Origin of the sequence: Puia sp. (genome assembly GCF_036500295.1) — a bacterium.
Taxonomy (GTDB): Bacteria; Bacteroidota; Bacteroidia; order Chitinophagales; family Chitinophagaceae; genus Puia.
The window spans coordinates 82876-105478 of sequence record NZ_DASYCH010000002.1; the positions used below are offsets into that span (position 1 = coordinate 82876).

The following is a 22603-nucleotide window of genomic DNA, read 5'->3' on the forward strand; positions in this document are numbered from 1 at the left end:
TATGGAAAATATAACTATCCGCAGGGCAGTCCGTGAGGACTGCCCGCGCTTATTGGAACTGATCCGCGAACTGGCGGAATATGAGAAAGCCCCACAGGAAGTGACGGTTACACTTGACCATTTCATCGAAAGCGGCTTCGGGCTACAACCCGTATGGTGGGCTTTTGTCGTCACCGTCGAAGGACGGATCGAAGGTTTTGCCTTGTATTACATCCGCTATAGCACCTGGAAGGGTCAGCGGCTCTATCTGGAAGACCTTATCGTTACCCAGGAGATGCGGGGCCGGGGACTCGGCAAATTACTCTTCGACCGCCTTATCCAGGAGGTCCGGGAAAAGAATTTTAAGGGAATGGTGTGGCAGGTACTTGACTGGAATGAACCGGCCATCCGGTTTTACAAGAAATACTCGGCCCAATTCGATGCGGGATGGGTCAACTGTTCCGTCGACTAATGCACCCCATCCATCAGCACATCATGATTGATCTTGTGGATCAGCTTGTGTAGCACTTTACCAGGCCCCACCTCCGTAAAATGAGAAGCGCCGTCCGCAACCATGGCCCTGATGGACTGGGTCCATCTGACAGGGCCCGTCAATTGCTCAATAAGATTTTTCTTGATCTCGTCCTTCGAGACAACGGCTCTGGCAACCACATTCTGATAGACGGAGCAGGTCGGTGTATAAAACGTAGTATTTTCAATGGCATCCCTCAACTCTTCCTGGGCGGACGCCATGAAGGGAGAATGAAAGGCACCGCTTACCTTTAGTGGAACGATCTTCCTCGCACCGGCGGCCTTCGCCCGCTCACCGGCCAGTTGCAGTCCTTTGGGCGAGCCGCTGATGACCAGCTGCTCGGGACAATTATAGTTGGCCGGTACGACGATCTCGCCCGTCTCTTTTTGCACTTCGGCACAGATATTCTCCACCACTTCATCGGGCAATCCCAGCACAGCGGCCATCCCCGAAGGTTCGCGTTCGCAGGCGTGCTGCATCGACTCGGCACGGGCCGATACCAATTTGAGCCCATCTTCAAAACTTAATACGCCATTGGCGACAAGTGCGGAGAATTCGCCCTGGGAGTGGCCGGCAACCATTTCGGGTTTGCTGTTCTCGATACCCTTGAAGGCGATAACGGAGTGAAGGAAGATAGCCGGTTGGGTCACATAAGTCTGGAGCAATTGTTCCTCGGTGCCATTGAACATGATATCGGAGATCCGGAATTCCAGGATCTCGTTGGCTTGTTCGAATAACTTCTTGGCAAAAGCACTATTCTCATATAGGTTTCTTCCCATTCCAGGGAATTGTGATCCCTGTCCCGGGAAAACGTACGCATGCTTCATACTAATCCGAGTTTGGACGGCAAATATGCCACAAAGGACGGACTCAGCAAAGAAAATCTTTGCGTGAATAGTCGAAGACACCCGGCTTTAGTGCAGGTTGGAAGAGATGAGTTTGGTAAACTCGTTACGGGTCTCGTTCTTTTCGAACTCACCCCAGAAGGCCGATGTAGTGGTGACGGAATTTTGTTTTTGAACACCCCGCATCATCATGCAAAGATGAGATGCTTCGATGACCACGGCAACGCCAAGCGGATTGAGGGTTTCCTTGATGGCGTGCATGATCTGGGTCGTGAGCCGTTCCTGAACCTGCAGCCGGCGGGCATAGACATCTACCACCCTGGCCACCTTGCTGAGGCCCGTGATCCATCCATTGGGAATATAGGCGATATGCGCCTTCCCGAAAAAGGGAAGCATATGATGTTCGCAGAGGCTGTACAGTTCGATATCCTTTACCAGGATCATCTCACTCACCTCTTCATGAAACTTTGCCGAGTTCAGAATAGCATGCGCATCCAACCCGTACCCCTGTGTGAGGAACTGCATCGCTTTTGCAACGCGCTCGGGTGTCTTCTGAAGACCCTCCCTGTTGCTATCCTCACCTAACAGATCGATTGACTCGCGATAGCTTTTTGTCAGTGCCGCTGTTGTCTTCTCGTCGTACTGTTCGATTTTCGTATATGCCATATTGCTTTTACTTGAATATTTTCCATCGTGTCAGGCAGGGTATTCCACAAAGTTCCGCTCCGTTTCATAAAGCCGCACCTGCAGGTCCAGCCGCGGATCGATCCTTGCACGAAGCAGATCATAGATCACCATCGCGATGTGCTCGGCCGTGGGGTTCAGGTCGCGGAAATAGACCGTGTCGAGATTAAGGTTCTTGTGATCGAATTTTTCGATCACCTCTTCTGTCGTTAACCGGGACAACACTTTCATATCCATTACGTATCCGGTCTCGGGATCGGGCACACCCGTCACCTTGACGATCAACTCGTAATTATGCCCATGGTAATGCGGATTGCTGCATTTCCCAAAGACTTCGGCATTCTTCCGGTCATCCCATGCGGGGTTGAAGATCCGATGCGCCGCATTGAAATGCTCCTTGCGGAAGACCGCCACTCTTCTTTCGTTGCCGCTCATATTTTATTTTTTATGTCTGTTAGCCAAAATATTCCACATAGATCCTTGGCGTCTCATACAGTTTGATCCCATGCAACACGACGCCCGCCGGCAGATGCGGTAACAGCTGTTGCCAGATGGCAATGGCCAGGTTCTCGGTAGAACACATTTTATCCCGCATAAAATCGACATCCAGGTTCAGATTCTTATGATCCAGTTTTTCAATAATATGTTCCCGGATGGTCTCACTCAAAACTTTTGCATCGAATAAGAAGCCGGTATCGGGATCCGGCTCTCCCTTTATCGTCACATAAAGATCATAGTTATGTCCATGCCAATTCTCATTGGCACATTTGCCAAAGACGGTTTCGTTCTTTTCCTTGCTCCAGCCCGGATTATACAGTTTATGGGCCGCATTGAAATGTTCCAGGCGCGTCAGATACACCATTTCTTTCTTCCGTATTATTAGAGATAAAATTCCCGCAAAGGTAACAATTAAGATGCAGATATTTGTGGAATGGAAATCCTACTGGCCGCTGCTACAGGCTTTGAGATCCAACCAACCATCGACTATCTTCGAAACCGGACGCGAGACAACAGGTTCGTTTCCGTTACGCCGCTGATCACCGGGGTCGGTCCTCTCGCGACTTGTTATGCCCTCACCCGGGGGATCGACAGCGCCGGCCCGGGGCTTGTCATTCAAGCCGGTATCGCCGGTTGTTTAACCGGCAAAAAGCCCGGCGAAGTGCTGGCCGTCAGTGAAGAAGTATTGGCCGATGTCGGAGTATGGGAAGGACAACGCTTCCAATCATTGTTCGATATGAAGCTGGCCGATCCGAATGCCCCCCCCTTTTCCGGCGGCCGCCTGGTAAACCCTCATTCCGGGTTGCTTGCGCTGACCGGTCTTGAGCCTGTGAGGGGTATGACTGTCAATGAAATAACGACTGATCCCACCCGGATCGAATGGCATCAACAAAATACGTTTGCGGTTGTTGAAAGCATGGAAGGCGGCTCGCTGCATTACGTTTGTTTACAGGCCGGTGTTCCCTTCCTGCAGCTTCGGGCGGTGTCCAATGCCGTAGGGGTACGGGATAAGACAAAATGGAATATTCCCCTGGCCATTGCCCGGCTCAATGAAGAGTTGATCGTTTTATTGGAAAAATTGGAAAATGGACTTCCCATCAACGGGATCAAAACAATATAAGGTATGAAATTCTCTCTCGGATTCAGTCCCTGCCCGAACGACACGTTTATCTTCGATGCACTGATCAACAAAAAGATCGACACGGAAGGAATCGATTTCGATCTCCACCTGGAGGACGTCGAGACGCTGAACCAATGGGCGATGCAGGGAAGGCTGGATATCTCCAAGATAAGCTATGGGGTCTTACCGCTGGTATTACCACAATACGAATTGCTGGATGCCGGCGGTGCATTGGGGAAGGGTGTCGGTCCATTGCTCATCTCCCGCCGGCCGATCCCTCTAACGGCCATCAACGACTGCCGGATTGCGATCCCCGGACAACGCACGACCGCGCATCTCCTGTTCTCGCTTGCATTTCCCGAGGCCCGCAAAAAGGAGTTCATGGTCTTCTCCGGCGTGGAAGACGCGGTGTTGTCGGGCGCCGTCGACTGCGGGGTTATCATCCATGAAAACCGTTTCACCTATCAGCAACGGGGATTGGTCAAGCTGATCGATCTTGGAGAATTTTGGGAACGGGAGACAGGGGCGCCCATCCCGCTCGGCGGCATCGTCGTACGTAAAGGGCTCGACGCAGGCCTGGCTCAAAAAATAAACGACCTCATCCGAAAGAGCCTGGAATATGCCTTTAGCCACTACCCGCAGCTGCCGGAGTTTGTACGGTCGCACGCACAGGAAATGGATGAACAGGTGATGCGGCAACACATCGATCTCTATGTCAATGACTATTCGCTTACGTTGGGGGAGGATGGGAAAAAAGCCATCGGGATCCTGCTGCAAACCTACGAACGCCTGCATGCGGGAGCTATCTTTCTTTGACTGCTTTAGCGTAAACTTCGAGCGCTCTTTTTCTGGCCATTTCATGTTCGACGATCGGCCGGGGATATGAATGCTCCGCCCACTCCGGCACCCAATGATGGATATAACGGAGATCAGGATCGAATTTCCGGGCCTGGAGCGTGGGGTTAAAGACCCGGAAGTAGGGCGCGGCGTCGCAGCCGCTGCCGGCTGCCCATTGCCAGCCACCGTTGTTGGCAGCGAGGTCGAAATCCAACAGCTTTTCCGCAAACCAGGCTTCTCCCCACCGCCAGTCGATCAGCAGGTGTTTGGCAAGAAAGGAAGCGACCACCATCCTCACCCGATTGTGCATGAACCCGGTGGCATTCAGTTCGCGCATTCCGGCGTCGACCAGCGGATAACCCGTCTGGCCGGCACACCACTTTTCGAATTCGTTTTCATTATTCCGCAATTGGATATGATCATAGGCAGGCTTGAATGCCTTACCCTTTCCCACCTGTGGAAATTGCCAAAGGATCATCTGGTAAAATTCCCGCCAGATCAGTTCATTGAGAAAAGTATCACTTGCCTCACTCGCTTTTCGCGCAAGCGCCCGGATGCTGACGGTGCCAAAGCGGAGATGTACCCCAAGATGACTCGTCCCGTGAATTCCGGGATAATCACGTTGCTGCGCGTATTTCTTCAGCAGGTCGGTCCTTATCACTGCGGAAGGAAAGGGCTCGCCGGCTTTTTTAAATCCCATCGATGCGAGCGAGGGAATTGGCCCGCCGGGATGGGGAAGGAACCGGTTGCAGTACTTCTTTATGGGCCAGGAAGAGAGAGAAAGATCGTTCACCAGGGCTTTCCATTTTCTGCTGTAGGGCGTAAAGATCGTATAGGGGCTTCCATCATCCTTTTGCACTTCGTTCTTCTCAAAAATGACCTGGTCCTTGTAGCTATAAAAGGGAATGTCCCCTGCCGCCAGCAACTTCTTTATTTCCCCATCCCTTTCAGTGGCATAGGGTTCATAATCCGTATTGGTGTAAACCCCGGTGATGGTATACTCCGCCAGCAGCTGATGGAAGACCCCGTCGGGCCGGCCATATCGGACCTCAAGCGTCGAACCCCATTCATTCAACTGTTTGTGCAGGGTAATAAGGGTCTCATAAATGAATTCCACCCGCCGGTCGGTTTTATTTTCCAGCAGATCAAGGATGTTCCGGTCGAAGATGAAGAGGGGCAACACGGGATTTCCGCTGTTCAGGGCATGATAAAGCCCAGCATTGTCTTCCAGCCGGAGATCCCGGCGGAACCAAAAGATACAAACGGCCGGTCTCAAGCTAATTCTTTTATCAGTTGGTTATAGATCATCCGGGAAAATTCCCCGGTATACTGTGACGTACGAAATGATCCTACCCACCGGATGCCCCTGATGGCGTTGGTGAGAAAGACCTCATCGGCATCCAGCAAATCTTCTGCCGTGACAGGCTGTTCCCGGGCGTTAAATCCCGCAGCGGGAAGGGATGCGAGAAGGAAGCGACGCATGACCCCGGCCACCCCACCCTCGGACAGCGGAGGGGTACACAAATGCCTGTCCTTGATATAAAAGAGGTTGGCGATAGTGCTATCCGCGATTCGCTGGTGGCTGTTCAGCACCAGGCAATCGTTGAGCCGATGTTCTTTGGCATAGAGCGCGGCAAGGACATAAAGAAGGAAATTGCTGGATTTCAGATTAGCCAGACCATCACAGGATTTTATCCCATCGGGGTAAATGTCCACCACCAGGCCATTCTCGTTGAACGCAATGTCCGGGGGGCTCAGCGCCCAGGATTCAATAAGATAATGAGGAGTGAGTGTCGCCGGGTCGTAAAGTCCGCCATCGCCTCGGTATATGGAGAGCCTTACCCGGGCAAGGGCAAGATGGCTATTTCGTTTGCAAAGTTCCAGAATGCTGGTTTCCAGGCCTTCAGGAGTAAAAAATGCGGGGACCTTGAATTGGAGCCGGTCGATCCCGTGAAAGAGGCGGTCGAAATGAAAGTTTCGAAGCCGGATCCGGCCATCCTTTACCAGCAGGGTTTCAAAAAGGCAATCGCCATAGCGAAACCCCCGGTTGCCGGCCGTCAGAATGGGATTTCCGGCTGGAAGAAGGGTGCCATTATGATCGATCCAATCAGTGGAGGTGTTCACCTTTCCTGGGTCTTGCTTTACTGCTGTTGGATTATCCCGTTCTTTACGGCATACATAACCAGGCCGGCCATCGATTTTGCGCCTGTCTTGGTCTTTAGCTTATCCCGGATGGCCTCGACGGTGCGAGGGCTTATATCGACGATATCGGCTATTTCCTTCGTAGTTTTCTCCTCGCACATGAGTTTTAGGACCGTGAGCTCTTTTTCGGTGAGATTCACATCCTGCATCGCCCCTATCTCCGGTCTTTTGGTTCGCAGTCCGGTTAACAAGGCCTTGTTGGTCAGCTCATTAAAGAAAAACTCTTGTTCGTAGCAGGTCTTTATGGCCTGATAGATCGTCTCGGAATCGGAGTTTTTGGTGAGATAGGAGTTGGCCCCGATCTCCATCAATTTCGAGATCATCGAATGGTCATTGTGCATGGACAAAATAATGACCTTGACGTGGGGGTGATCTTTGCGAATTTCGGGGAGAGTCTGGATGCCATCCATTATAGGCATCTGAATATCAAGCAGGATCACATCCGGTTCAACGTGCTTAAGCAGGTTGAGAAGCTGCATTCCGTTGTCAGCTTCCGCCACCAGCTCTACATCTTTCTTTACGGCAAGAGCCGTCTTGACCCCTGCACGGAAAAGGGCATGATCATCGGCTATGGCAACTTTGATTGCCTGGTTAAACTCGGGTCTTTTCATACGATTTAGAATTTACAGGATGCCTGATATAACTGCAAATTGACACAAAAAATGCAATACTTACTATAGGTAAAATACGTAACAACTTGTTTTCGGAATATACGATCTCTACGAAGATAAGTGGTTTTTTCCCAATATAAAAGAGGAATTTATACGATATGGGTGTTCGTTCTTTTACGATACAGGCAGTAAAAGCTGAAAAGTTAAAATAGGGCGTTTCTGCGCTTGCCCACCAGTCCGGCTAAACCTATTTTTGTATCAGTTGATTGACGGGATTAGCAACCTCAGACCGTCCAATGTCCTAGAAACCGTCCAGAACCTTTTTCAATATTCTATGAAACCCGGCAAAATCCAATAGTCAATCAACTTTATTCTGAAACATTCGGTATCCTCTATAAAGCCAAGAATCCAATATCTGTTGAGAGTCCATGTCCAGGTTCCTATGAAATCCAAAGCCTGATGTTCGCCAATATCCATTTTGAATGTTATCAGCGCCGTTGCTGTATCAGGTAGTTTTGGTATCTTCTCTGGTTTGTAAAAGTTTTTTCAAGGCTATCCCGCCACCGGCCGGATAGCCTTTTTTTATGCAATGAGCTCATTCCGGTAATTATCGGGATTCTATTAGCGCTTAGTCAATGATCTTGTTCCGCATGGCGTACATGATCAGGCCTGCGATTGTTTTGGCGCCGATCTTTGTTTTCATATTCTGGCGGATGGTTTCGATCGTGCGGGTGCTGAGAAACACCTCCTTGGAGATCTCTTCAGTGGTCTTGTCCTCCGCCAGGAGCTTCAGAATACGGATCTCCTTTTCTGAAAATTTAATGGGACTTGGGTAGAATTGCCGTACCTGCCGTTTGGTCTGCAGTTTGGAAAGAACGGCTTTGTTTACCAGGTCGTTGAAATAGAAATCGTCATTCATGCAGGTAAGGATGGCCTGGTATATCTCATCCGGGTCCGTGGTCTTTGTCAGATAGGCATTGGCGCCCATTTCCATCATCTTGGAGATCATTTCCTGGTCATCGTACATGGTCAAAACGATGATCTTAACGTCCTCATATTCTTTCCGAAGCAATCCAATCGCATTGATCCCGTCCACTTCAGGCATCCGGATATCCATCAGCAATACATCCGGCCTCTTGATCTGCATTTTATGCACCAGGTCTTTTCCATCTTCGGCCTCCCATAAAATCCTGAGATATTCCTTGTTCTTTAGAGCCATTTTAATACCGTCACGGAAAATCTTATGATCATCAGCGATCGATACTTTGATTACTAATTCAGCAGTCATACCGGCAGGTTTGTAGAATTAATAGGTATAGGTCTTAATTTAGGTTAATGATGTGTCGATCGGGTGAATCTCCTTAGAATATTTACGATTTAAAAAGTAATTTCCGCATTTCACAAATCGGGCGTTTGTTCTCTTGCCGGGCAAAACCACGAGGGCTACATTTGTATTGGAAGTTGACTGAAAGGATTCTGCCTCAAACCATCCAAATGTCCCGTTTTACCGTCCAGTAAAAGATTTCAATGTCCTTTAAAACCAAACAGGTAAGGCCTGATTCAGTCAACTTCTTTCCCTTCCAAACGACACCTTCCCCCGATGTGGTATTGAATTTACCTTTAATTTCCGGTTGTGCCGAACCTAAAAACGAAAAATCAGGAATTAAATTACGCTACCCTTGATCCGGGTCCTCTTTTCGGGTTATCCACAATGCGCGCTGATCTGTGAATATCCTAATATATGGGGAATTTCCCGAGGGCGTTTTACGAAAATAAGGATAGTAAAAATACTATTTTTCATACGTGAAACTACTCAATTTTACCTTCGTAATCTTCCTAGTAAAATCCCGCCAAAGTCAATACAGACTTGAATTCCAGGCAATTTAAAGCATTTTAACAGAAATTTTGACCGTTGTCCAGATTTTTTTTTAGGGGTTATTTAGCCTTACAAACTAACATTTTACAAACCTCTAAAAACTCGCTTGTATGTTGCAAAAAGAGTTAATTACCAAAAAAGACTACGCTGCTATTGGGGAAGAGATCAGCCATGAGACCGCTACGGAATTCGTCGAAAGCTACAAGCAAAAACATGCTGGAGAGCGCGAAGGGTATATCCTGGGACGGAACATTATCGATCAGATCCTCGCCCAACCCGGCTGTGTCGGTATGCGCTTTTACTATGGCCTTAACGAAGAAGGACAAAAGACCCTGGTTTATGTCGGCATCGACGCAAACGGACAGGACCTTTTGAAGAAAACGGTTGTTATGCAGAACGGCAGCCTCGGCACCGACCATGCGACGATCGCTGACCGCATTGGTTTTTGGCCTTGGTAATCAATCTGTCTTTGTGCTTGGATTATAGGACAATGCCATTTATATTTGAGTAAAAAATAGGGTATTGCTCCAATTAAAACACCTAGCTTTTCTTTCTGAAATATTACCTATCATCCTTTACCCGGTTTTCCTTAAGCGAAACCGTGGAGAAGGGTTGTGGGTAATATTTCTCTATTGTACCCTATCGTTGGCAACCGAGTTTTTCCTCGGGTTCTTCCAAACCGAGATCCAGCAGAACTTCGTCTACTTCGCCTTCACGATCGTTGAATTCACGTTATTCTCCCTTTTTTTTTACCTGTCGCTCCACGAAAAGAAATTCCGGTATATCCCGATTATCGGAGCCTTACTGTTTTACGGCATCGCCATCAGTAATTTTGCGGGTAAAAGCGAGCATATCTTCGACTCCCTGCCCGCTTCCGTAGAGGCCATTCTTGTCATTTCGTATTGTATATTACTTCTATACGAACAAATCCGCGATCCGAATATCATATTTGTTTACAATACCAAGAAATTTTGGATCATTATCGCTTTTTTTCTCTATTTTTCATCTACCCTATTCCTTTTTATCTACGCGGGTTCGCTCTCTGAACAACAACGGTCCAATTATTGGGTAATCAATAATTTCTTTGAAATATTGAAGAATATCCTCTTCTGCATCTCGTTTATAATGAAAAAGCATTATAAGCCCCCCTATTCAATGGATAGTCTTGAGACTTAATGCGTTAAACAAAAACCGAAATACACTAAACCCCTAACCAACCTGTCCCTGAGACGACCCAATTCATGATACTCCTAGAAGTCACTAGCCCTGGTAACGTATCCCTGGTGCTGTTTTTTGGCACTATCGGAATGTTAGCGCTTACTATCGGGCTGATCGTCTTTATTATCTTTCACCAGCGAAAGGTTATCCGCTATCAGCAGAAGCTGCAGCGGATGGAGCAGGATCAGCAAAAACTTCTTCTCAATGCCTCTATCCGCCTCCAGGAAGAGGAGCGCCAGCGGATCGCCGCCGACCTGCATGATGATGCGGGTCCCCTGTTGGCTACCGCCCGGCTTTATCTCAATGAAAATCTGGTCAATCTGGATAAGACCACCCAGTTGCAAAGCATCTACAATGCCAAGCAGATCATCGACGACACGATCCAGTTGATCCGCAATATCTCGCATAGCCTGATGCCTCCTACCCTCAAGAATTTTGGATTGGAGTCGGCCGTCAACGACCTGTTCCAGAAGATCAGTGGCTCCGGGAGCATGAACGCCAGTTCGCGCTTTCATGACTACCGGGAAAGACTACAGGCAGAAAACGAACTGATCATTTTCCGGGTTATCCAGGAACTGGTCAATAACATTCTGAAGCACAGCAATGCCAGCTTTATCCACCTGACCCAGAATACCAGCGGAGATAAATTCTTCATCCGGCTGCACCATGATGGAAGGGGAATTACCCAGAACGACTTCAACAAGCTGAACAAGAGTAATGTGGGGCTGGGGTTGAAAAACATCCAAAGCCGGCTGAAGGTGCTTCATGGCAAGATATTCTTTGAAAAGGACATGTCCCAAACCTACTATAAAGTCACTATCGAACTCATTAAGGAAGAGGAAGATAAGCTGCAGGAGCAGGATTAGAATTTATATGTATCTTTAGGAGGAGTGTGTAACAATAGCCTATGGGTGTGATTAAAGTTGCAATAGCCGATGACCACAAGATATTCCGGAAGGGTGTCATTTTATCTCTACGGCCGTACAGTGCTATAAAGTTCGTTCAGGAAGCCGAGAACGGCCAGGAACTGCTCGATGGACTGGCCGCCTCCGAACCCGATGTCGTACTGATGGACCTGCGGATGCCGCAGAAAGATGGGATCGAAACAACCAAGATCATCGCCAAGCAATACCCCTCTATTCATATCATCGCCCTTACCATGTATGAGGACGAACGCTTTGTAAGCCATATGATGGAGATCGGCGCCAATGGATATCTGCTGAAGAGCGCAGACCCCTCCGAGATCAAACGGGCCATTATCGAAGTGGCAACCAAAGGATATTACCTGAATAACTTCGTCAACCGGATTTTACTAAAAAAATCCCATGTTCGTACCAAGACCATTCCGAGTCTCAACACGGAGATCACGCTGAACGACCGGGAAAGGGAAGTCGTGCGTTACATCTGCATGGAATTCACCGCCCAGGAGATCGCTCAAAAGATCGATGTGAGCCCCCGGACAGTGGAGGCGATAAAGGACCGGCTCATGGAACGCTTTGGGGCGAAAAACACGGCAGGTTTGGTGTTCTTTGCCGTCAAGAATAACCTCATCGATTAGACCAGACCGTATCCATCATTGCGGAGAATAAACACTCCGGCTGCGTCACCGATGAAATATGTTTAAACCGGGGTATAGTTTTGCCGATTATTTTTTACTGGGGGTTACTTTCCTACCGCTTTTACCGGCGTTGCTGATCCTCGTGCGCAGGCTTTACGGCCAGGAGCCCTTCAATTTTCTGGCCGTCATCTGTCTGCTTTGCTTTTTTCAGGGCTTCATCGGCGGGCTCAGCCCGGTTGGCGCCGGCGAACCCTATCCAGCCTTCCGGATCATCTCCCTGGTGCTCTTCCTGTTCTTCTTTCTTACTTTCCGGTCGAACCTCGGAGGCCGGTTCCGATACGCCCTTAATCTTTTTATGACCGCCCTGGTCTCCGTTATCTGTACCTACTGGTCGCTGAAAGGCTGGGGGGACGCCAGCCTCGTGCCCGAAACGGTGCTCGATGGCTTTTTGGTCGTCATCATCGGCGTAAGTCTTCCCACGCTCATCCGAAATGCCGAGCTGAGGATCTTCCGTATCCCGCTTTTCTGGATCGAGGGGGGCTCGCTCTTCTATCTTTTGCTGATCCTGCTGCTGGACGGGATTGGTGGCGGCCATCTGACGGGTGGGACGTCCGACCCCGAAAAAAAGCTATTCCTGGGCCTGGCGGGGCTGTTGAGATACTTATCCTATATCATCGCGGTATTTTCGCTTTAGAGCGGGTTTTGACGCCTATAGCTTCATCTCGGGCACTTCTCGGGGAATGATCAGCCTGCCGGCTGTTTTGGCCTTTATTTCTTCGACAGTCACTCCTGGCGCCCGCTCCAGCAGCAGAAATCCTTCCGGGCCGATATCCAGTACCGCCAGATCGGTGACGATCTTCTTTACGCATTTCACTCCGGTCAGCGGAAGACTACAGGCCGTCAGCAGCTTGGACTCTCCTTTCGGGTTGGTATGCTGCATCGCGACGATGATGTTCCGGGCACTGGCCACCAGATCCATCGCACCCCCCATCCCCTTTACCATCTTGCCCGGGATCTTCCAGTTCGCGATATCGCCCGTATCGGACACCTCCATCGCGCCAAGCACCGTCAGGTCGACCTTTCCCGCCCGGATCATCCCAAAACTTTCCGCGCTGTCGAAAAAAGCGCCGCCGGGTAAGACGGTAACCGTTTCCTTGCCGGCATTGATGAGATCGGCATCCATCTCTTCTTCCGTAGGATAGGGGCCCATGCCCAGCATTCCGTTCTCCGACTGGAGCATGACGGAGATCCCGGACGGAATATAGTTGGCCACCAGGGTGGGAATGCCGATGCCCAGATTGATATACATCCCATCACGTAATTCCTGCGCGATCCGTTTTGCGATGCCGAATTTATCCAATGCCATAAAGAAGAGTTTCGGGGTTTGTACTAGTGTTTTGAATCCGTGAGCCGAACCGTCTTCCGTTCGATCCGCCGCTGATAGTCCCCGCCCTGAAAGATGCGATGGACATAGATACCGGGGACATGGATATGGTCGGGGTCAAGTTGGCCCGGCTGAACCAGGTGTTCGACTTCCACGATGGTGATATTGCCGGCCTTTGCCATCGATGTGGAGAAGTTGCGCGTGGTCTTCCGAAAAACGAGGTTGCCAAGCGTATCGCCCTTCCAGGCCTTGACGATCGCGAAATCGGCGTGGAGCGCATATTCCATCAGATGAGGTTTCCCGTCAAATACCCGGACCTCTTTCCCCGCGGCGATCTCGGTCCCATAACCGGCAGGCGTAAAAAATGCCGGGATCCCCATTCCGGCCATCTGGATCCGGGTCGCCAGGGTTCCCTGGGGGACAAGGTCCACTTCCAGTTCTCCGCACAGCAGCTGCCGCTCGAATTCGGCATTCTCCCCGACATACGAGCTGATCATTTTTTTTATCTGTCTTGTCTTTAGGAGAACTCCCAGGCCGAAATCGTCGACGCCGGCATTATTCGAGATGCAGGTAAGCCGGCGGATACCGCTCCGGCTAAGGGCTTCAATGCAATTCTCGGGAATTCCGCAGAGACCGAACCCGCCAAGCATTATGACGGCATCGTCGGGAATGTCGCGAATGGCTTCATCGGCGCCAGCAACTAATTTTTTCATCGGCAAGAGATTTTGATGCGGTTTCAGCCGCCTTTGGACCTAAAAATACGAATTCGTGCGCATAAAGCGGCTCAGGGCTCAGCCAGCTTTCGCCCGGGAATCGCTGTTGGGTTATGCAGCGGCCGCCGCATTGGGGTCACCGGTAGGCCGGATCTTTTTTTTCGAAGAGAGTCAAGTTTGCTTTGACCGGGATGCACTGCGCCGGGGGGTGTTGCTGGCGGAGGAGTAACGGTGGGCCGGGTGACCGACCGGGTATAATTCTCGGTGCGAAGCCGGTTCCCCATGGCAAGCAGGCTGTCCATCAGGGTCTGGGTAAGCTCGGGATGCGCCATATAATACTTATAGCTGTCGGAAAACTTCTCCCGGGAGATATGATGCAACTGGAATACCTGGTCGTACAACCGCAGGTCTTCCAGCTTGACATTGATATGGGCGGAGTCCTTTGCTACAAAATCCAGATACTGATCGGCCTGGATCATATCCCAAAGCACATTCTGCATCTCCTGCCTGGCAAGGATGCCGGAAGGCACGCTGTTCTTATCCGAACAGCCGGTTCCTCCCATCCATAAAACAAGGACCAGCCACCCTACCCTTATCCTTCTCATTGCAATTCCTGTTTGTATTTATTGGCATTGGAGACATCCAGTCGCACAAGCAGGTCGACCGCGCGTGACTTCTCGTCCGGTGCGGCCTTCTGAAAGACCCTGGACAGTTCGGTGCCCTTTCCCTGGAAAAAGAACTGGATGATCATGGTATTGGGCGTTTCCGTATTCACGGTGTTGAGCATATTCAGGGCATTGAGGATGCCCGCACGACCTTCGGATTCCTTGTCGTACATCTGATCGAGACCCGAGCGGAAATAGCTGTAGTAGGCATCATGCACCAGGGTATACTTGCTGTTGGTGAGGTTCTCGATGAGCCAATACCGGTTACGCACCCCATCGAATGCCTTCCAGCCATTGATATCCCGGCTGTCCGGTGCATTGTTCACGATGTTGAGCGCTTTCTGAAAATAGGGGTCGCCGCCACGCAGGGCGAAGGTGTCAAAATCAAGGCCCAGGATCATATAGACATAATAGGCGACCTCGGCCGTAAGATTGGCGGCAAAGGGTTCCGATCCCTGAACGCGGTTTTCGTTGAATTCCAGCGGCTGATATTCCACGTACCGGAAAGCAAAGGATTCGTCGCGGTAGTTGATCAGGGGACTCTGATAGGAAGAATTAAATACCGGCCGGCCGGCCTGGACCGTCAGAATAGCCTGGAAGGTATTGTTAGCGCCACTGCTGCTGATGTCGATGAGGAAATTACAGGCTATCTTCTCGTTGTTTTGAAAGGTCTCGTTGGACCATTTCCGGTTATTGAGAAAATCATACAAAGCCGCCTGCAGGGTTTGAAACTGTTTGTGATCCACCGAGGACGGGAGCCTATTGGCTACGACGGCGACCTTAGCCTGCAATTCCTGGGCGTGGAGCCGGGAGGTCACGATACCCAGCAGCGCGAGGATCAGAAGAGAGCTTTTACGCATACAACCTTTTTACAATGGTATCAACGATATCTTTCGCCACTTGTTGCTTTGGCTTTTTTTCGAAGGCGAGCTCCGAGCCATCCCTGCCGAAAATGGTGACTTTGTTGGTGTCGATGCCAAATCCGGCGCCTTCATCGCGAAGGGAGTTGAGAACGATAAGGTCGGCGTTCTTGGATTGCAGTTTGTCCAGCGCATAGGACCGGCCATTGGTCGTCTCGAGCGCAAACCCAACCAGGGTTTGCCCCGGCTTCTTCAGGCCGCCGAGCGTCTTTAAAATATCTTTCGTTTTTGTCAGCTCGAGCACCAGTCTGTCTTCTTTTTTCTTGATCTTTTCAGACGCCTTTTCTACAGGTGTGTAGTCGGCTACGGCGGCGGCGAGAACGGCGATATCGGCGCCGGCAAACTCCGCGACACAAATCTGATGCATCTCTTCCGCCGAAGTCACCGGGTGAAGGATGATCCCGGCTCCGTCCACCACCTGGGACGAGGGTCCCAATACGAGATGGACCTCCGCGCCCCGGCTTGCCAGTTCTTCCGCGATGGCAATCCCCATCTTGCCCGAGGAATGATTGCCGATGAACCGCACGGGGTCGATCGCCTCATGCGTGGGGCCGGCCGTCACAAGGGCTTTTTTGCCACTGAGCGACCCGCTCTTCTCCGCAAGGGTTGTTTTGATGAATTCAAGGATCGTTTCCGGCTCAGCCATCCGGCCGTCGCCGTATAGTCCGCTGGCCAGTTCCCCTTTCTCAACCGGGATGATCCGGTTGCCATAGCCCTGAATACGCCGCAAGTTCTCCCGGGTCGCCGGATGATGCCACATATCCTCATCCATGGCCGGAGCTACCAGGACCGGGCAGACGGCGGAAAGATAGGTAGCCAGCAAGAGATTATCGCAAAGACCCGTTGCCATCCTGGCCAGGGTATTGGCGCTGAGGGGGGCGATGACGAAGATATCCGCCCAGCGCCCAAGCTCGACATGATTAGCCCAGGTATCCCCCGCAAAGAGGTCGGAAAGAACAGGATTTTTTGACAGAGTGGCAAGAGAAAGCGGGGTAACGAAATCGCGGGAGGCGGGGGTTTGGATCACCCTGACGGCGGCGCCATCCCTGATCAGCAGCCTGACCAGCAGGAGGGACTTATAGGCAGCAATGCTGCCCGTTACGCCGAGTAGGATCTTTTTTCCCTGTATCATACTAATGACAAGAGGGCGCCATAAGGCGCCCTCTTATGCTCCCTTTGAATTTATTTAAAGAGATCGTCGTCATTGCGACGATAGTAGATCTTCTCTTCCATGAATTCCTGTGTAGCCAGGAGAGCCGGGTTAGGCATCCGCTCGTAAGCCTTGGAGATCTCGATCTGCTCCTTATTCTCGTGGATCTCTTCGAGGCTATCGGTGTGGCTGGCAAACTCCTCCAGTTTGTTATGCAACTCCTCTTTCAGAGAGATGTTGATCTGGTTAGCCCTTTTCGCGATAATGGCGATCGACTCGTACAAATTGCCGGTCTTCGCCTTGATATCGGTAAGGTTCTTGGTTTCCACTACGTTGGTAGTGTTTGCGTTAACTTGCCTTCTTAACCTGCTCATTGTTTAGCGATTTAATGTTATTCTGCGAGATGGTCAGATATTCCTGAACACTCTTGTTCAATTTGCTATCAGGGAAACGATCGATAAACTCATTACATTGTGTAATGACCGTCCCAAAACGTTCCGGTTTCTTTTCATCTACGCTTTGCAGCGCATATTGATAGTCCGCCTTGATTATCAAAAACTTGTAATCATCACTCTTCTCTGAGTCCGGATAGCTGTTCATCAGGCTGCCAAGCGCCACGCCGGCGGCCTTATAGTAGGCCAGGTCATAATACAGTTGGGCGCTTTTATACTCCTTCGCCTCCAGTTTGGCACGGCACTTATCGATAATGGACGAAGCCTCTTTTATCTTGTCCGAACCCGGGTGCGTATTGATAAAGGCCTGCATGAAACCGATGGTCTTCGTCGTATTGGTCTGATCCAGGTCTACCTTTGGCGACTGCTTGTAAAAAGTGTAGGCCCGCATATAATCCATCTCTTCGGCCTTATTGCTGTTGGGGAAGTTCTCTACAAATCCCTTGAACAGGTTTTCGGCATTGGCGTAGTCCTTCAGGTAGTAGGCACAATAGGCAAACTTGTAATAAATGTCTTCAAAGTGTTCGCTACCCTTGAAAATCCGAAAAAGCTCTTCGAACAGTTGCTGGGCATGACCATAGTCCTTGTCCGCATAATACTTATCCGCCACCCGCAATTTGTAATCATAATCATTGCTTTTCATCACTTTAGAAAAGTGAGAGCAAGACGTGAACAAGAGTACCCCCAAGATTAAAACAGTAAATTGACGCATAAAGGCCTGCAAAGTTAAGGTTTTTGGGCAAATATATGGCTGAAAATGAAAGAGCGAGCCTTTTGGGCTCGCTCTTAACTATTTATATAGATTCTTATTTCCTGCGGAGGTTGGGGTGCGGAGCCGGTACCGTGTTGGGACCTTCTTCGCCGGTGCCATCCTTCAGGTCGATGGTGTTCTCTTCGCCACCACTCTGACCGTAGCGGAAGATAAACCGATCAGCGCTAACACCTTCTTTTTCAACCAGATAGTTAATCACAGCGTTTACCCGATCCCAGCTGAGCTGCTGAGCGGCCTTGCTTGATTCGCCATAACCGATGACGGCTACCTTACAGTTGGGGTTGTCACGCATCTTCGAGGCAACCGTAGCCAGCATTGCTTTGTGGTCCTTGGTCAGGTTGACCGAACGACCCTTGAAGGTGACGCTGGGGAGATCGCCGATATGGCATTTCGTACCCATTCCTACACCATTGGAGTCGATGTATGCGCGGAGATCTTTACAGCACTGGGGATCAGGACATTTGCCAACGCCATCAGCATCAACGGGCTGACATTGGGTCGGAGTGATCAGTTCCTTATCCTTGAAGTCAGGCACACCGTCACCGTCGGTATCGCGGCTTACGCCATGGCTGTCAACCGGAGCACCTTTCGGCGTGTTGGGTTCCAGATCGAACTGATCGGTAACACCGTCACCGTCGGTATCATCCAGAACCGGTTTGGGCAGTTTCATGTGACGGGGCTGGTTGATCTCGTTGTAGGCATAATCCAGGGGATTAAGCCACCAGAGGGGTTCAACAGCATGCTTTGCAAAAATATTGTAGTTGATGCCGACAGAAACGAAGTTGTAACGATCCTTGGAGGTCGTCTGAGCAACAGCCTGGGTAACCCCCTGCTGGTAGTTGTTCTGCCATTGCTCACCATCCAATAAGGGAGTGGTCGTGAACGTAAATTTGTCTTCGATGGCAAGATTGACCCGGTTGTTCAGCTTGAATTCGAAACCGACACCTGCAACACCGACAAGCACCAGGGGCACACCGCCAAGGGTTGCAGTGGTGTTGGGTCTTTCCGCAATGTGATTCCAGTCTCCTGTCAGCACACTCTTCAGTTGTTTGCGGATATCTCCTTTATGACTGTAGCTGGGGTTGGGGAAATTATTGATCACGTTCTGATAACCCGGGAGATACGAAGCATCCTGTTTGTACAGCGTAGAGAAGGTCATCGGGCCGCCGCCGACAAAAACATAGGCATTCCATCCGGTTTTCGCCTTGTGGAAGTTGATGTTGTTGAAGGAGAACAAAGTCTGGAAGGTAAGTTCGTGAACGGTAGAGCGATAGTTGTAGAAGATAGGATCGAAATTCGCGGTAGCGTTATTGATCGGGAAAAGGTTGGGTTGCGTCAGCGATTGGTTACGGCCGTAGGACTGGCTGTATTGGTAATTCAAACCTCTCAGCCGGATCCAGTCATATTCTGCTCTCAGGGAAACCACATAACCTAAAGCCTTTCGGATGTGAAAACCAAAACCTCCGGTAGGCCCCCAGTTAGTGACGGAAGTAAACCCATTGGTGTACCCTCCTTTTACTCCAATCTCCCATTCATTCCTTGGTTTAGCCGGAAAAGGATAAGCATTATTCAAGAATTCATTGTGCTGCGCCAGGCGTTTTGTAGGAATGAGAGAAGAGTCCCGAATATCATAACTGCTGCCCACCATCTGAGCTTGCGAGTATGACATAAACAGGCAGAGTAACCCAAATAAAAGAGTCAATTTTTTACTTGCCATAACTGAAGTTTATGTGAATGAATGAATTAAACCTGAGAAGAATATGGTGCAAAAATAGATATTGGTGAGCAATAACCAAATTTTTTTAACAATACATATAAAATTAAAGTTGTATTGAAACCACCATTAGACACCCTAAATTTAAAATCCGATGCATTCACCCGAAAATATTTTCAAAGTAGTAATATTGCCCCTTTAATGAAGATAGCACAGTCCATATTACGCGAAGAGCTGGTGGTTTTTGAAAGGACGTTCAAAGAGGCGGTGAAAAGCCAGATCCCTTTGCTGGACAGGATCATGCAGTTCATTGTCAATCGCAAAGGCAAACAACTGCGACCGATGTTCGTGCTTCTTTCGGCTAAGCTGTGCGGTCCCGTTAATGAGTCAGCCTACCGGGCGGCCTCACTTGTCGAGCTGCTGCATACTGCAACGCTCGTGCATGACGATGTGGTGGATGAATCGCTGGAGCGAAGGGGTTTCTTTTCGACCTATGCGTTGTGGAAGACAAAGATCTCGGTGCTGGTTGGAGATTATCTGTTGTCGAAGGGGTTGATGCTTTCCCTTGATCATGGAGATTTCAGGGTCTTACAGTTGCTATCAGACGCAGTCCGCAAAATGAGTGAGGGAGAGTTGCTGCAGATGGAGAAATCGAGATCGCTCAACCTAAGTGAATCCGTCTATTTCGAGATCATTCGAAACAAGACGGCCTCCCTGCTTGCCTCTTCCTGCGCCGCCGGCGCATTTGCCGCCTCTCAAGATGAGGCGATGACCGAAAAATTGCGCCTTTTCGGTGAGAAGGTGGGTATTGCGTTTCAGATCAAGGACGATCTCTTCGACTATGGGTCGGAGGATGTCGGAAAACCCACCGGAAACGATATAAAGGAAAAGAAGTTGACCCTTCCGCTTATCTACGCCCTCAATAAACTGGATAAAGCCTCCCGCCGCGAATTGATCTATATTATCAAGAATCGGAACAAGGACCAGGAGAAAGTGCAGCACGTCATAAAAAAGGTTGCCGAAGCGGGCGGGATCGAATACGCTACCGCGCGCATGAATGCTTACCGGGATGAAGCCCTTGCCATTCTCCATGAATTTGAAGACAACGATGCCCGTAAGGGGCTCGAGGAACTGGTCCGCTATACCACGGACAGGAAATACTGAACCGGATGGAAAAATGCTGGAACATACTGCAGTCGGACGCCGATGAGGTCCGCGCCTTACAGACGGCCTTGGGAATCAACGAAATCCTTTGCCGGATCCTGGTACAGCGCGGCATCCGGACCTTTGAGGGAGCCCGAAGTTTCTTTCGGCCGCAATTGACCGATCTGCATGATCCATGGCTGATGAAGGACATGGACAAAGCCGTCAGCAGGATCCTCCGGGCCCGGGATAACGGAGAGAAGATCCTGGTTTATGGGGACTATGACGTCGATGGCACGACGGCAGTAGCCTGTGTATTTCAATTCCTTCGGAAATTCGGCCCCCCGGAAACAATCGATTTTTATATCCCGCACCGATACCGGGAGGGCTATGGGATCTCCCGGCAGGGGATCGATCATGCACACGCCAATGGGTTTTCCCTGATCATCTCGCTGGATTGCGGGATCAAATCGGTTGATCTCATTGGTTATGCCGCCACGCTGGGGATCGATTTCATTGTTTGCGACCATCACCTGCCCGACGCCGAACTGCCGCCCGCCATTGCGATCCTCAATTCCAAACAGCCTGGCTGCCCCTATCCTTATAAGGAGTTGTGTGGTTGCGGGGTGGGGTTCAAATTGATAACCGCTCTCGCTGACCGGCTTGGGTTTCCCAAAGAAGCGGCGCTCCAATACCTCGACCTGGTAGCCACCGCCGTCGCCGCGGACATCGTTCCGGTGGATGGGGAGAACCGGGTCCTCTCCTATTTTGGGTTGAAGAAAGCAAATGAGGATCCCAACAATGGGATCAGGGCGCTGATCCAGCTGAGCGGACTTCAGAAGGAGTTAAAGATGATCAATCTCGTCTTCATGATCGCCCCCCGGGTAAACGCCGCGGGCAGAATGGATGATGCCCGGAAAGTGGTGCATTTGTTTACGTCCTCCGGCCTGCCCGATGCCTTGTCATATGCCGGACAGCTACACGCCGACAACAGCGATCGGAAAGAGGCGGACAGCAATACGACGGAAGAAGCCCTGGCCATGCTGGAAGGGGACCCCATCTATTCGGAGCGCAGATCCACCGTCCTCTACCAGCCGCATTGGCATAAGGGGGTGGTCGGGATCGTCGCTTCCCGGCTTATCGAACGCTATTATCGTCCCACCGTGGTACTCACCCGCAGCGGCGAGGTCATCGCCGGCAGCGCCAGAAGCGTCAATGGATTTAATGTATACGAGGCCATCCATGCCTGCCGCGAGCATTTAATCGGATACGGCGGGCACTTTGCGGCCGCCGGGATTACGCTCCAGCCTGACCAGATGCAGGCGTTCATCCTGAAGTTCGAGGAAGTCGTCGCAAGCACTATCCAGCCCCAATCCCTCCGGCCTGAACTGATCATCGATGCCGAACTCCCTTTCGAGGCGATACGGCCCGGTCTTTACAAGATCCTCGAACAGATGCAGCCCTTCGGTCCCGGCAACCCACAGCCGGTTTTTGTCGCCCGCCGGCTGACGGATAAAGGGTCGCGGATCGTGAAAGAACAGCATATCCGCTTTTGCCTCCAGCAAGGCATTCATCAGGCCGACGGCATCGGATTCGGGCTGGCATCAAAATTCGCTCTCCTCCAGGCAGGAACACCGGTTGATGTGGTATTCACGCTGGAAGAGAACGAATGGAACAATATAAAGTCATTGCAATTGAAGGTCATCGACCTTGCACCGTCTGCCTAGACG

26 protein-coding genes are annotated in these 22603 nt (G+C 50.5%); 10 read left to right on the forward strand and 16 right to left on the reverse strand.

Translation table 11 applies throughout. From position 1 onward, the window contains the following. Position 1 precedes the first annotated feature (1 nt). Positions 2-451, forward strand: coding sequence for a GNAT family N-acetyltransferase (locus VGM48_RS00620; protein WP_331575542.1), 450 nt, complete (start codon positions 2-4; stop codon positions 449-451). Here VGM48_RS00620 and fabD read toward each other — a convergent pair. From fabD to VGM48_RS00640, 4 genes are all read right to left on the reverse strand, one after another. Then, complete coding sequence (gene fabD, locus VGM48_RS00625) at positions 448-1338, reverse strand: ACP S-malonyltransferase (protein ID WP_331575544.1); 891 nt, start codon at positions 1336-1338, stop codon at positions 448-450. The two genes, VGM48_RS00620 and fabD, sit on opposite strands and share 4 nt — an antisense overlap. A gap of 87 nt (positions 1339-1425) precedes the next feature. Beyond that, on the reverse strand, positions 1426-2022 hold the full coding sequence (gene folE, locus VGM48_RS00630) for a GTP cyclohydrolase I FolE (RefSeq protein ID WP_331575546.1): 597 nt from the start codon (positions 2020-2022) through the stop codon (positions 1426-1428). A 30-nt stretch (positions 2023-2052) separates the two neighbouring features. After that, positions 2053-2475 (reverse strand): 6-pyruvoyl trahydropterin synthase family protein, encoded by a 423-nt coding sequence (locus VGM48_RS00635; RefSeq protein ID WP_331575548.1) that lies wholly within the window; start codon positions 2473-2475, stop codon positions 2053-2055. Between the two features lie 19 nt (positions 2476-2494). After that, the gene (locus VGM48_RS00640) at positions 2495-2902 is read right to left on the reverse strand and encodes a 6-pyruvoyl trahydropterin synthase family protein (protein ID WP_331575550.1); all 408 of its coding nucleotides are present in this window, start codon (positions 2900-2902) and stop codon (positions 2495-2497) included. A 69-nt stretch (positions 2903-2971) separates the two neighbouring features. On the opposite strand from VGM48_RS00640, the gene mqnB reads away from it, so the two are divergent. Further along, positions 2972-3658, forward strand: a complete 687-nt coding sequence (gene mqnB / locus VGM48_RS00645) for a futalosine hydrolase (protein ID WP_331575551.1) — start codon at positions 2972-2974, stop codon at positions 3656-3658. 3 nt (positions 3659-3661) lie between these two features. Continuing rightward, positions 3662-4474: a 1,4-dihydroxy-6-naphthoate synthase gene (locus VGM48_RS00650; protein ID WP_331575553.1), complete on the forward strand. Its 813-nt coding sequence runs from the start codon at positions 3662-3664 to the stop codon at positions 4472-4474. Here the strand turns inward: VGM48_RS00650 and VGM48_RS00655 are convergent. From VGM48_RS00655 to VGM48_RS00670, 4 genes are all read right to left on the reverse strand, one after another. Continuing rightward, positions 4461-5771 carry a deoxyribodipyrimidine photo-lyase gene (locus tag VGM48_RS00655; RefSeq protein ID WP_331575555.1) on the reverse strand — a complete coding sequence of 437 codons (1311 nt, stop codon included), beginning with the start codon at positions 5769-5771 and terminating at the stop codon, positions 4461-4463. The two genes, VGM48_RS00650 and VGM48_RS00655, sit on opposite strands and share 14 nt — an antisense overlap. Further along, entirely contained in the window at positions 5768-6619 is an 852-nt protein-coding gene (locus VGM48_RS00660; protein ID WP_331575557.1) for an aminotransferase class IV, read from the reverse strand. The genes VGM48_RS00655 and VGM48_RS00660 overlap by 4 nt, the downstream gene beginning before the upstream one ends. A gap of 17 nt (positions 6620-6636) precedes the next feature. Further along, positions 6637-7308, reverse strand: coding sequence for a response regulator transcription factor (locus tag VGM48_RS00665; protein WP_331575559.1), 672 nt, complete (start codon positions 7306-7308; stop codon positions 6637-6639). Positions 7309-7936: 628 nt separating this feature from the next. Further along, positions 7937-8596, reverse strand: a complete 660-nt coding sequence (locus VGM48_RS00670) for a response regulator transcription factor (protein ID WP_188937515.1) — start codon at positions 8594-8596, stop codon at positions 7937-7939. A 698-nt stretch (positions 8597-9294) separates the two neighbouring features. Here VGM48_RS00670 and VGM48_RS00675 point away from each other — a divergent pair. The 5 genes from VGM48_RS00675 to VGM48_RS00695 all read left to right on the forward strand — a co-directional run bounded on the left by VGM48_RS00675 (position 9295) and on the right by VGM48_RS00695 (position 12654). Next, positions 9295-9642: a hypothetical protein gene (locus tag VGM48_RS00675; protein WP_331575563.1), complete on the forward strand. Its 348-nt coding sequence runs from the start codon at positions 9295-9297 to the stop codon at positions 9640-9642. A 154-nt stretch (positions 9643-9796) separates the two neighbouring features. After that, the gene (locus tag VGM48_RS00680; RefSeq protein WP_331575565.1) at positions 9797-10360 is read left to right on the forward strand and encodes a hypothetical protein; all 564 of its coding nucleotides are present in this window, start codon (positions 9797-9799) and stop codon (positions 10358-10360) included. 65 nt (positions 10361-10425) lie between these two features. Beyond that, entirely contained in the window at positions 10426-11268 is an 843-nt protein-coding gene (locus VGM48_RS00685) for a sensor histidine kinase (RefSeq protein WP_331575567.1), read from the forward strand. A gap of 41 nt (positions 11269-11309) precedes the next feature. After that, a complete protein-coding gene (locus VGM48_RS00690) occupies positions 11310-11960 on the forward strand; it encodes a response regulator transcription factor (protein ID WP_325583682.1) in 651 nt (216 codons plus the stop codon). Between the two features lie 58 nt (positions 11961-12018). Beyond that, positions 12019-12654 (forward strand): hypothetical protein, encoded by a 636-nt coding sequence (locus VGM48_RS00695; RefSeq protein WP_331575572.1) that lies wholly within the window; start codon positions 12019-12021, stop codon positions 12652-12654. A gap of 15 nt (positions 12655-12669) precedes the next feature. Here VGM48_RS00695 and VGM48_RS00700 read toward each other — a convergent pair whose 3' ends face one another. The 8 genes from VGM48_RS00700 to VGM48_RS00735 form a co-directional block, all read right to left on the reverse strand. Beyond that, complete coding sequence (locus VGM48_RS00700) at positions 12670-13326, reverse strand: 3-oxoacid CoA-transferase subunit B (RefSeq protein ID WP_331575574.1); 657 nt, start codon at positions 13324-13326, stop codon at positions 12670-12672. A gap of 23 nt (positions 13327-13349) precedes the next feature. Next, on the reverse strand, positions 13350-14057 hold the full coding sequence (locus tag VGM48_RS00705) for a CoA transferase subunit A (protein ID WP_331575576.1): 708 nt from the start codon (positions 14055-14057) through the stop codon (positions 13350-13352). A gap of 71 nt (positions 14058-14128) precedes the next feature. Beyond that, positions 14129-14662 (reverse strand): DUF4296 domain-containing protein, encoded by a 534-nt coding sequence (locus tag VGM48_RS00710; protein ID WP_331575578.1) that lies wholly within the window; start codon positions 14660-14662, stop codon positions 14129-14131. Then, positions 14659-15582, reverse strand: a complete 924-nt coding sequence (locus tag VGM48_RS00715) for a DUF4835 family protein (RefSeq protein ID WP_331575580.1) — start codon at positions 15580-15582, stop codon at positions 14659-14661. The genes VGM48_RS00710 and VGM48_RS00715 overlap by 4 nt, the downstream gene beginning before the upstream one ends. Further along, the gene (gene coaBC / locus VGM48_RS00720) at positions 15575-16774 is read right to left on the reverse strand and encodes a bifunctional phosphopantothenoylcysteine decarboxylase/phosphopantothenate--cysteine ligase CoaBC (protein ID WP_331575582.1); all 1200 of its coding nucleotides are present in this window, start codon (positions 16772-16774) and stop codon (positions 15575-15577) included. The genes VGM48_RS00715 and coaBC overlap by 8 nt, the downstream gene beginning before the upstream one ends. Positions 16775-16824: 50 nt before the next feature. Beyond that, positions 16825-17166, reverse strand: a complete 342-nt coding sequence (locus VGM48_RS00725; RefSeq protein WP_331575584.1) for a DNA-directed RNA polymerase subunit omega — start codon at positions 17164-17166, stop codon at positions 16825-16827. Continuing rightward, on the reverse strand, positions 17141-17956 hold the full coding sequence (locus VGM48_RS00730; RefSeq protein WP_331575586.1) for an outer membrane protein assembly factor BamD: 816 nt from the start codon (positions 17954-17956) through the stop codon (positions 17141-17143). Before VGM48_RS00730 ends, VGM48_RS00725 begins: the two co-directional genes overlap by 26 nt. A gap of 94 nt (positions 17957-18050) precedes the next feature. Next, positions 18051-19685, reverse strand: coding sequence for an OmpA family protein (locus tag VGM48_RS00735; RefSeq protein WP_331575588.1), 1635 nt, complete (start codon positions 19683-19685; stop codon positions 18051-18053). A 246-nt stretch (positions 19686-19931) separates the two neighbouring features. Here VGM48_RS00735 and VGM48_RS00740 point away from each other — a divergent pair, with 246 nt between their 5' ends. Further along, positions 19932-20894, forward strand: a complete 963-nt coding sequence (locus VGM48_RS00740) for a polyprenyl synthetase family protein (protein ID WP_331575590.1) — start codon at positions 19932-19934, stop codon at positions 20892-20894. A 5-nt stretch (positions 20895-20899) separates the two neighbouring features. Beyond that, entirely contained in the window at positions 20900-22600 is a 1701-nt protein-coding gene (recJ, locus tag VGM48_RS00745) for a single-stranded-DNA-specific exonuclease RecJ (RefSeq protein WP_331575592.1), read from the forward strand. Positions 22601-22603: the final 3 nt, after the last annotated feature.

Excerpts from the sequence above, each read along its gene's own strand:
- VGM48_RS00640 (WP_331575550.1), bottom strand. The coding sequence starts at position 2,902 with ATGGTGTATCTGACGCGCCTGGAACATTTCAATGCGGCCCATAAACTG.
- VGM48_RS00685 (WP_331575567.1), top strand. The coding sequence starts at position 10,426 with ATGATACTCCTAGAAGTCACTAGCCCTGGTAACGTATCCCTGGTGCTG.
- VGM48_RS00650 (WP_331575553.1), top strand. The coding sequence starts at position 3,662 with ATGAAATTCTCTCTCGGATTCAGTCCCTGCCCGAACGACACGTTTATC.
- VGM48_RS00740 (WP_331575590.1), top strand. The coding sequence starts at position 19,932 with ATGAAGATAGCACAGTCCATATTACGCGAAGAGCTGGTGGTTTTTGAA.
- VGM48_RS00675 (WP_331575563.1), top strand. The coding sequence starts at position 9,295 with ATGTTGCAAAAAGAGTTAATTACCAAAAAAGACTACGCTGCTATTGGG.
- VGM48_RS00670 (WP_188937515.1), bottom strand. The coding sequence starts at position 8,596 with ATGACTGCTGAATTAGTAATCAAAGTATCGATCGCTGATGATCATAAG.
- VGM48_RS00695 (WP_331575572.1), top strand. The coding sequence starts at position 12,019 with ATGTTTAAACCGGGGTATAGTTTTGCCGATTATTTTTTACTGGGGGTT.
- folE (WP_331575546.1), bottom strand. The coding sequence starts at position 2,022 with ATGGCATATACGAAAATCGAACAGTACGACGAGAAGACAACAGCGGCA.
- VGM48_RS00700 (WP_331575574.1), bottom strand. The coding sequence starts at position 13,326 with ATGGCATTGGATAAATTCGGCATCGCAAAACGGATCGCGCAGGAATTA.
- coaBC (WP_331575582.1), bottom strand. The coding sequence starts at position 16,774 with ATGATACAGGGAAAAAAGATCCTACTCGGCGTAACGGGCAGCATTGCT.
- VGM48_RS00690 (WP_325583682.1), top strand. The coding sequence starts at position 11,310 with ATGGGTGTGATTAAAGTTGCAATAGCCGATGACCACAAGATATTCCGG.
- mqnB (WP_331575551.1), top strand. The coding sequence starts at position 2,972 with ATGGAAATCCTACTGGCCGCTGCTACAGGCTTTGAGATCCAACCAACC.
- VGM48_RS00735 (WP_331575588.1), bottom strand. The coding sequence starts at position 19,685 with ATGTCATACTCGCAAGCTCAGATGGTGGGCAGCAGTTATGATATTCGG.
- VGM48_RS00705 (WP_331575576.1), bottom strand. The coding sequence starts at position 14,057 with ATGAAAAAATTAGTTGCTGGCGCCGATGAAGCCATTCGCGACATTCCC.
- VGM48_RS00635 (WP_331575548.1), bottom strand. The coding sequence starts at position 2,475 with ATGAGCGGCAACGAAAGAAGAGTGGCGGTCTTCCGCAAGGAGCATTTC.
- VGM48_RS00715 (WP_331575580.1), bottom strand. The coding sequence starts at position 15,582 with ATGCGTAAAAGCTCTCTTCTGATCCTCGCGCTGCTGGGTATCGTGACC.
- VGM48_RS00725 (WP_331575584.1), bottom strand. The coding sequence starts at position 17,166 with ATGAGCAGGTTAAGAAGGCAAGTTAACGCAAACACTACCAACGTAGTG.
- VGM48_RS00710 (WP_331575578.1), bottom strand. The coding sequence starts at position 14,662 with ATGAGAAGGATAAGGGTAGGGTGGCTGGTCCTTGTTTTATGGATGGGA.
- recJ (WP_331575592.1), top strand. The coding sequence starts at position 20,900 with ATGGAAAAATGCTGGAACATACTGCAGTCGGACGCCGATGAGGTCCGC.
- VGM48_RS00730 (WP_331575586.1), bottom strand. The coding sequence starts at position 17,956 with ATGCGTCAATTTACTGTTTTAATCTTGGGGGTACTCTTGTTCACGTCT.
- VGM48_RS00620 (WP_331575542.1), top strand. The coding sequence starts at position 2 with ATGGAAAATATAACTATCCGCAGGGCAGTCCGTGAGGACTGCCCGCGC.
- fabD (WP_331575544.1), bottom strand. The coding sequence starts at position 1,338 with ATGAAGCATGCGTACGTTTTCCCGGGACAGGGATCACAATTCCCTGGA.
- VGM48_RS00665 (WP_331575559.1), bottom strand. The coding sequence starts at position 7,308 with ATGAAAAGACCCGAGTTTAACCAGGCAATCAAAGTTGCCATAGCCGAT.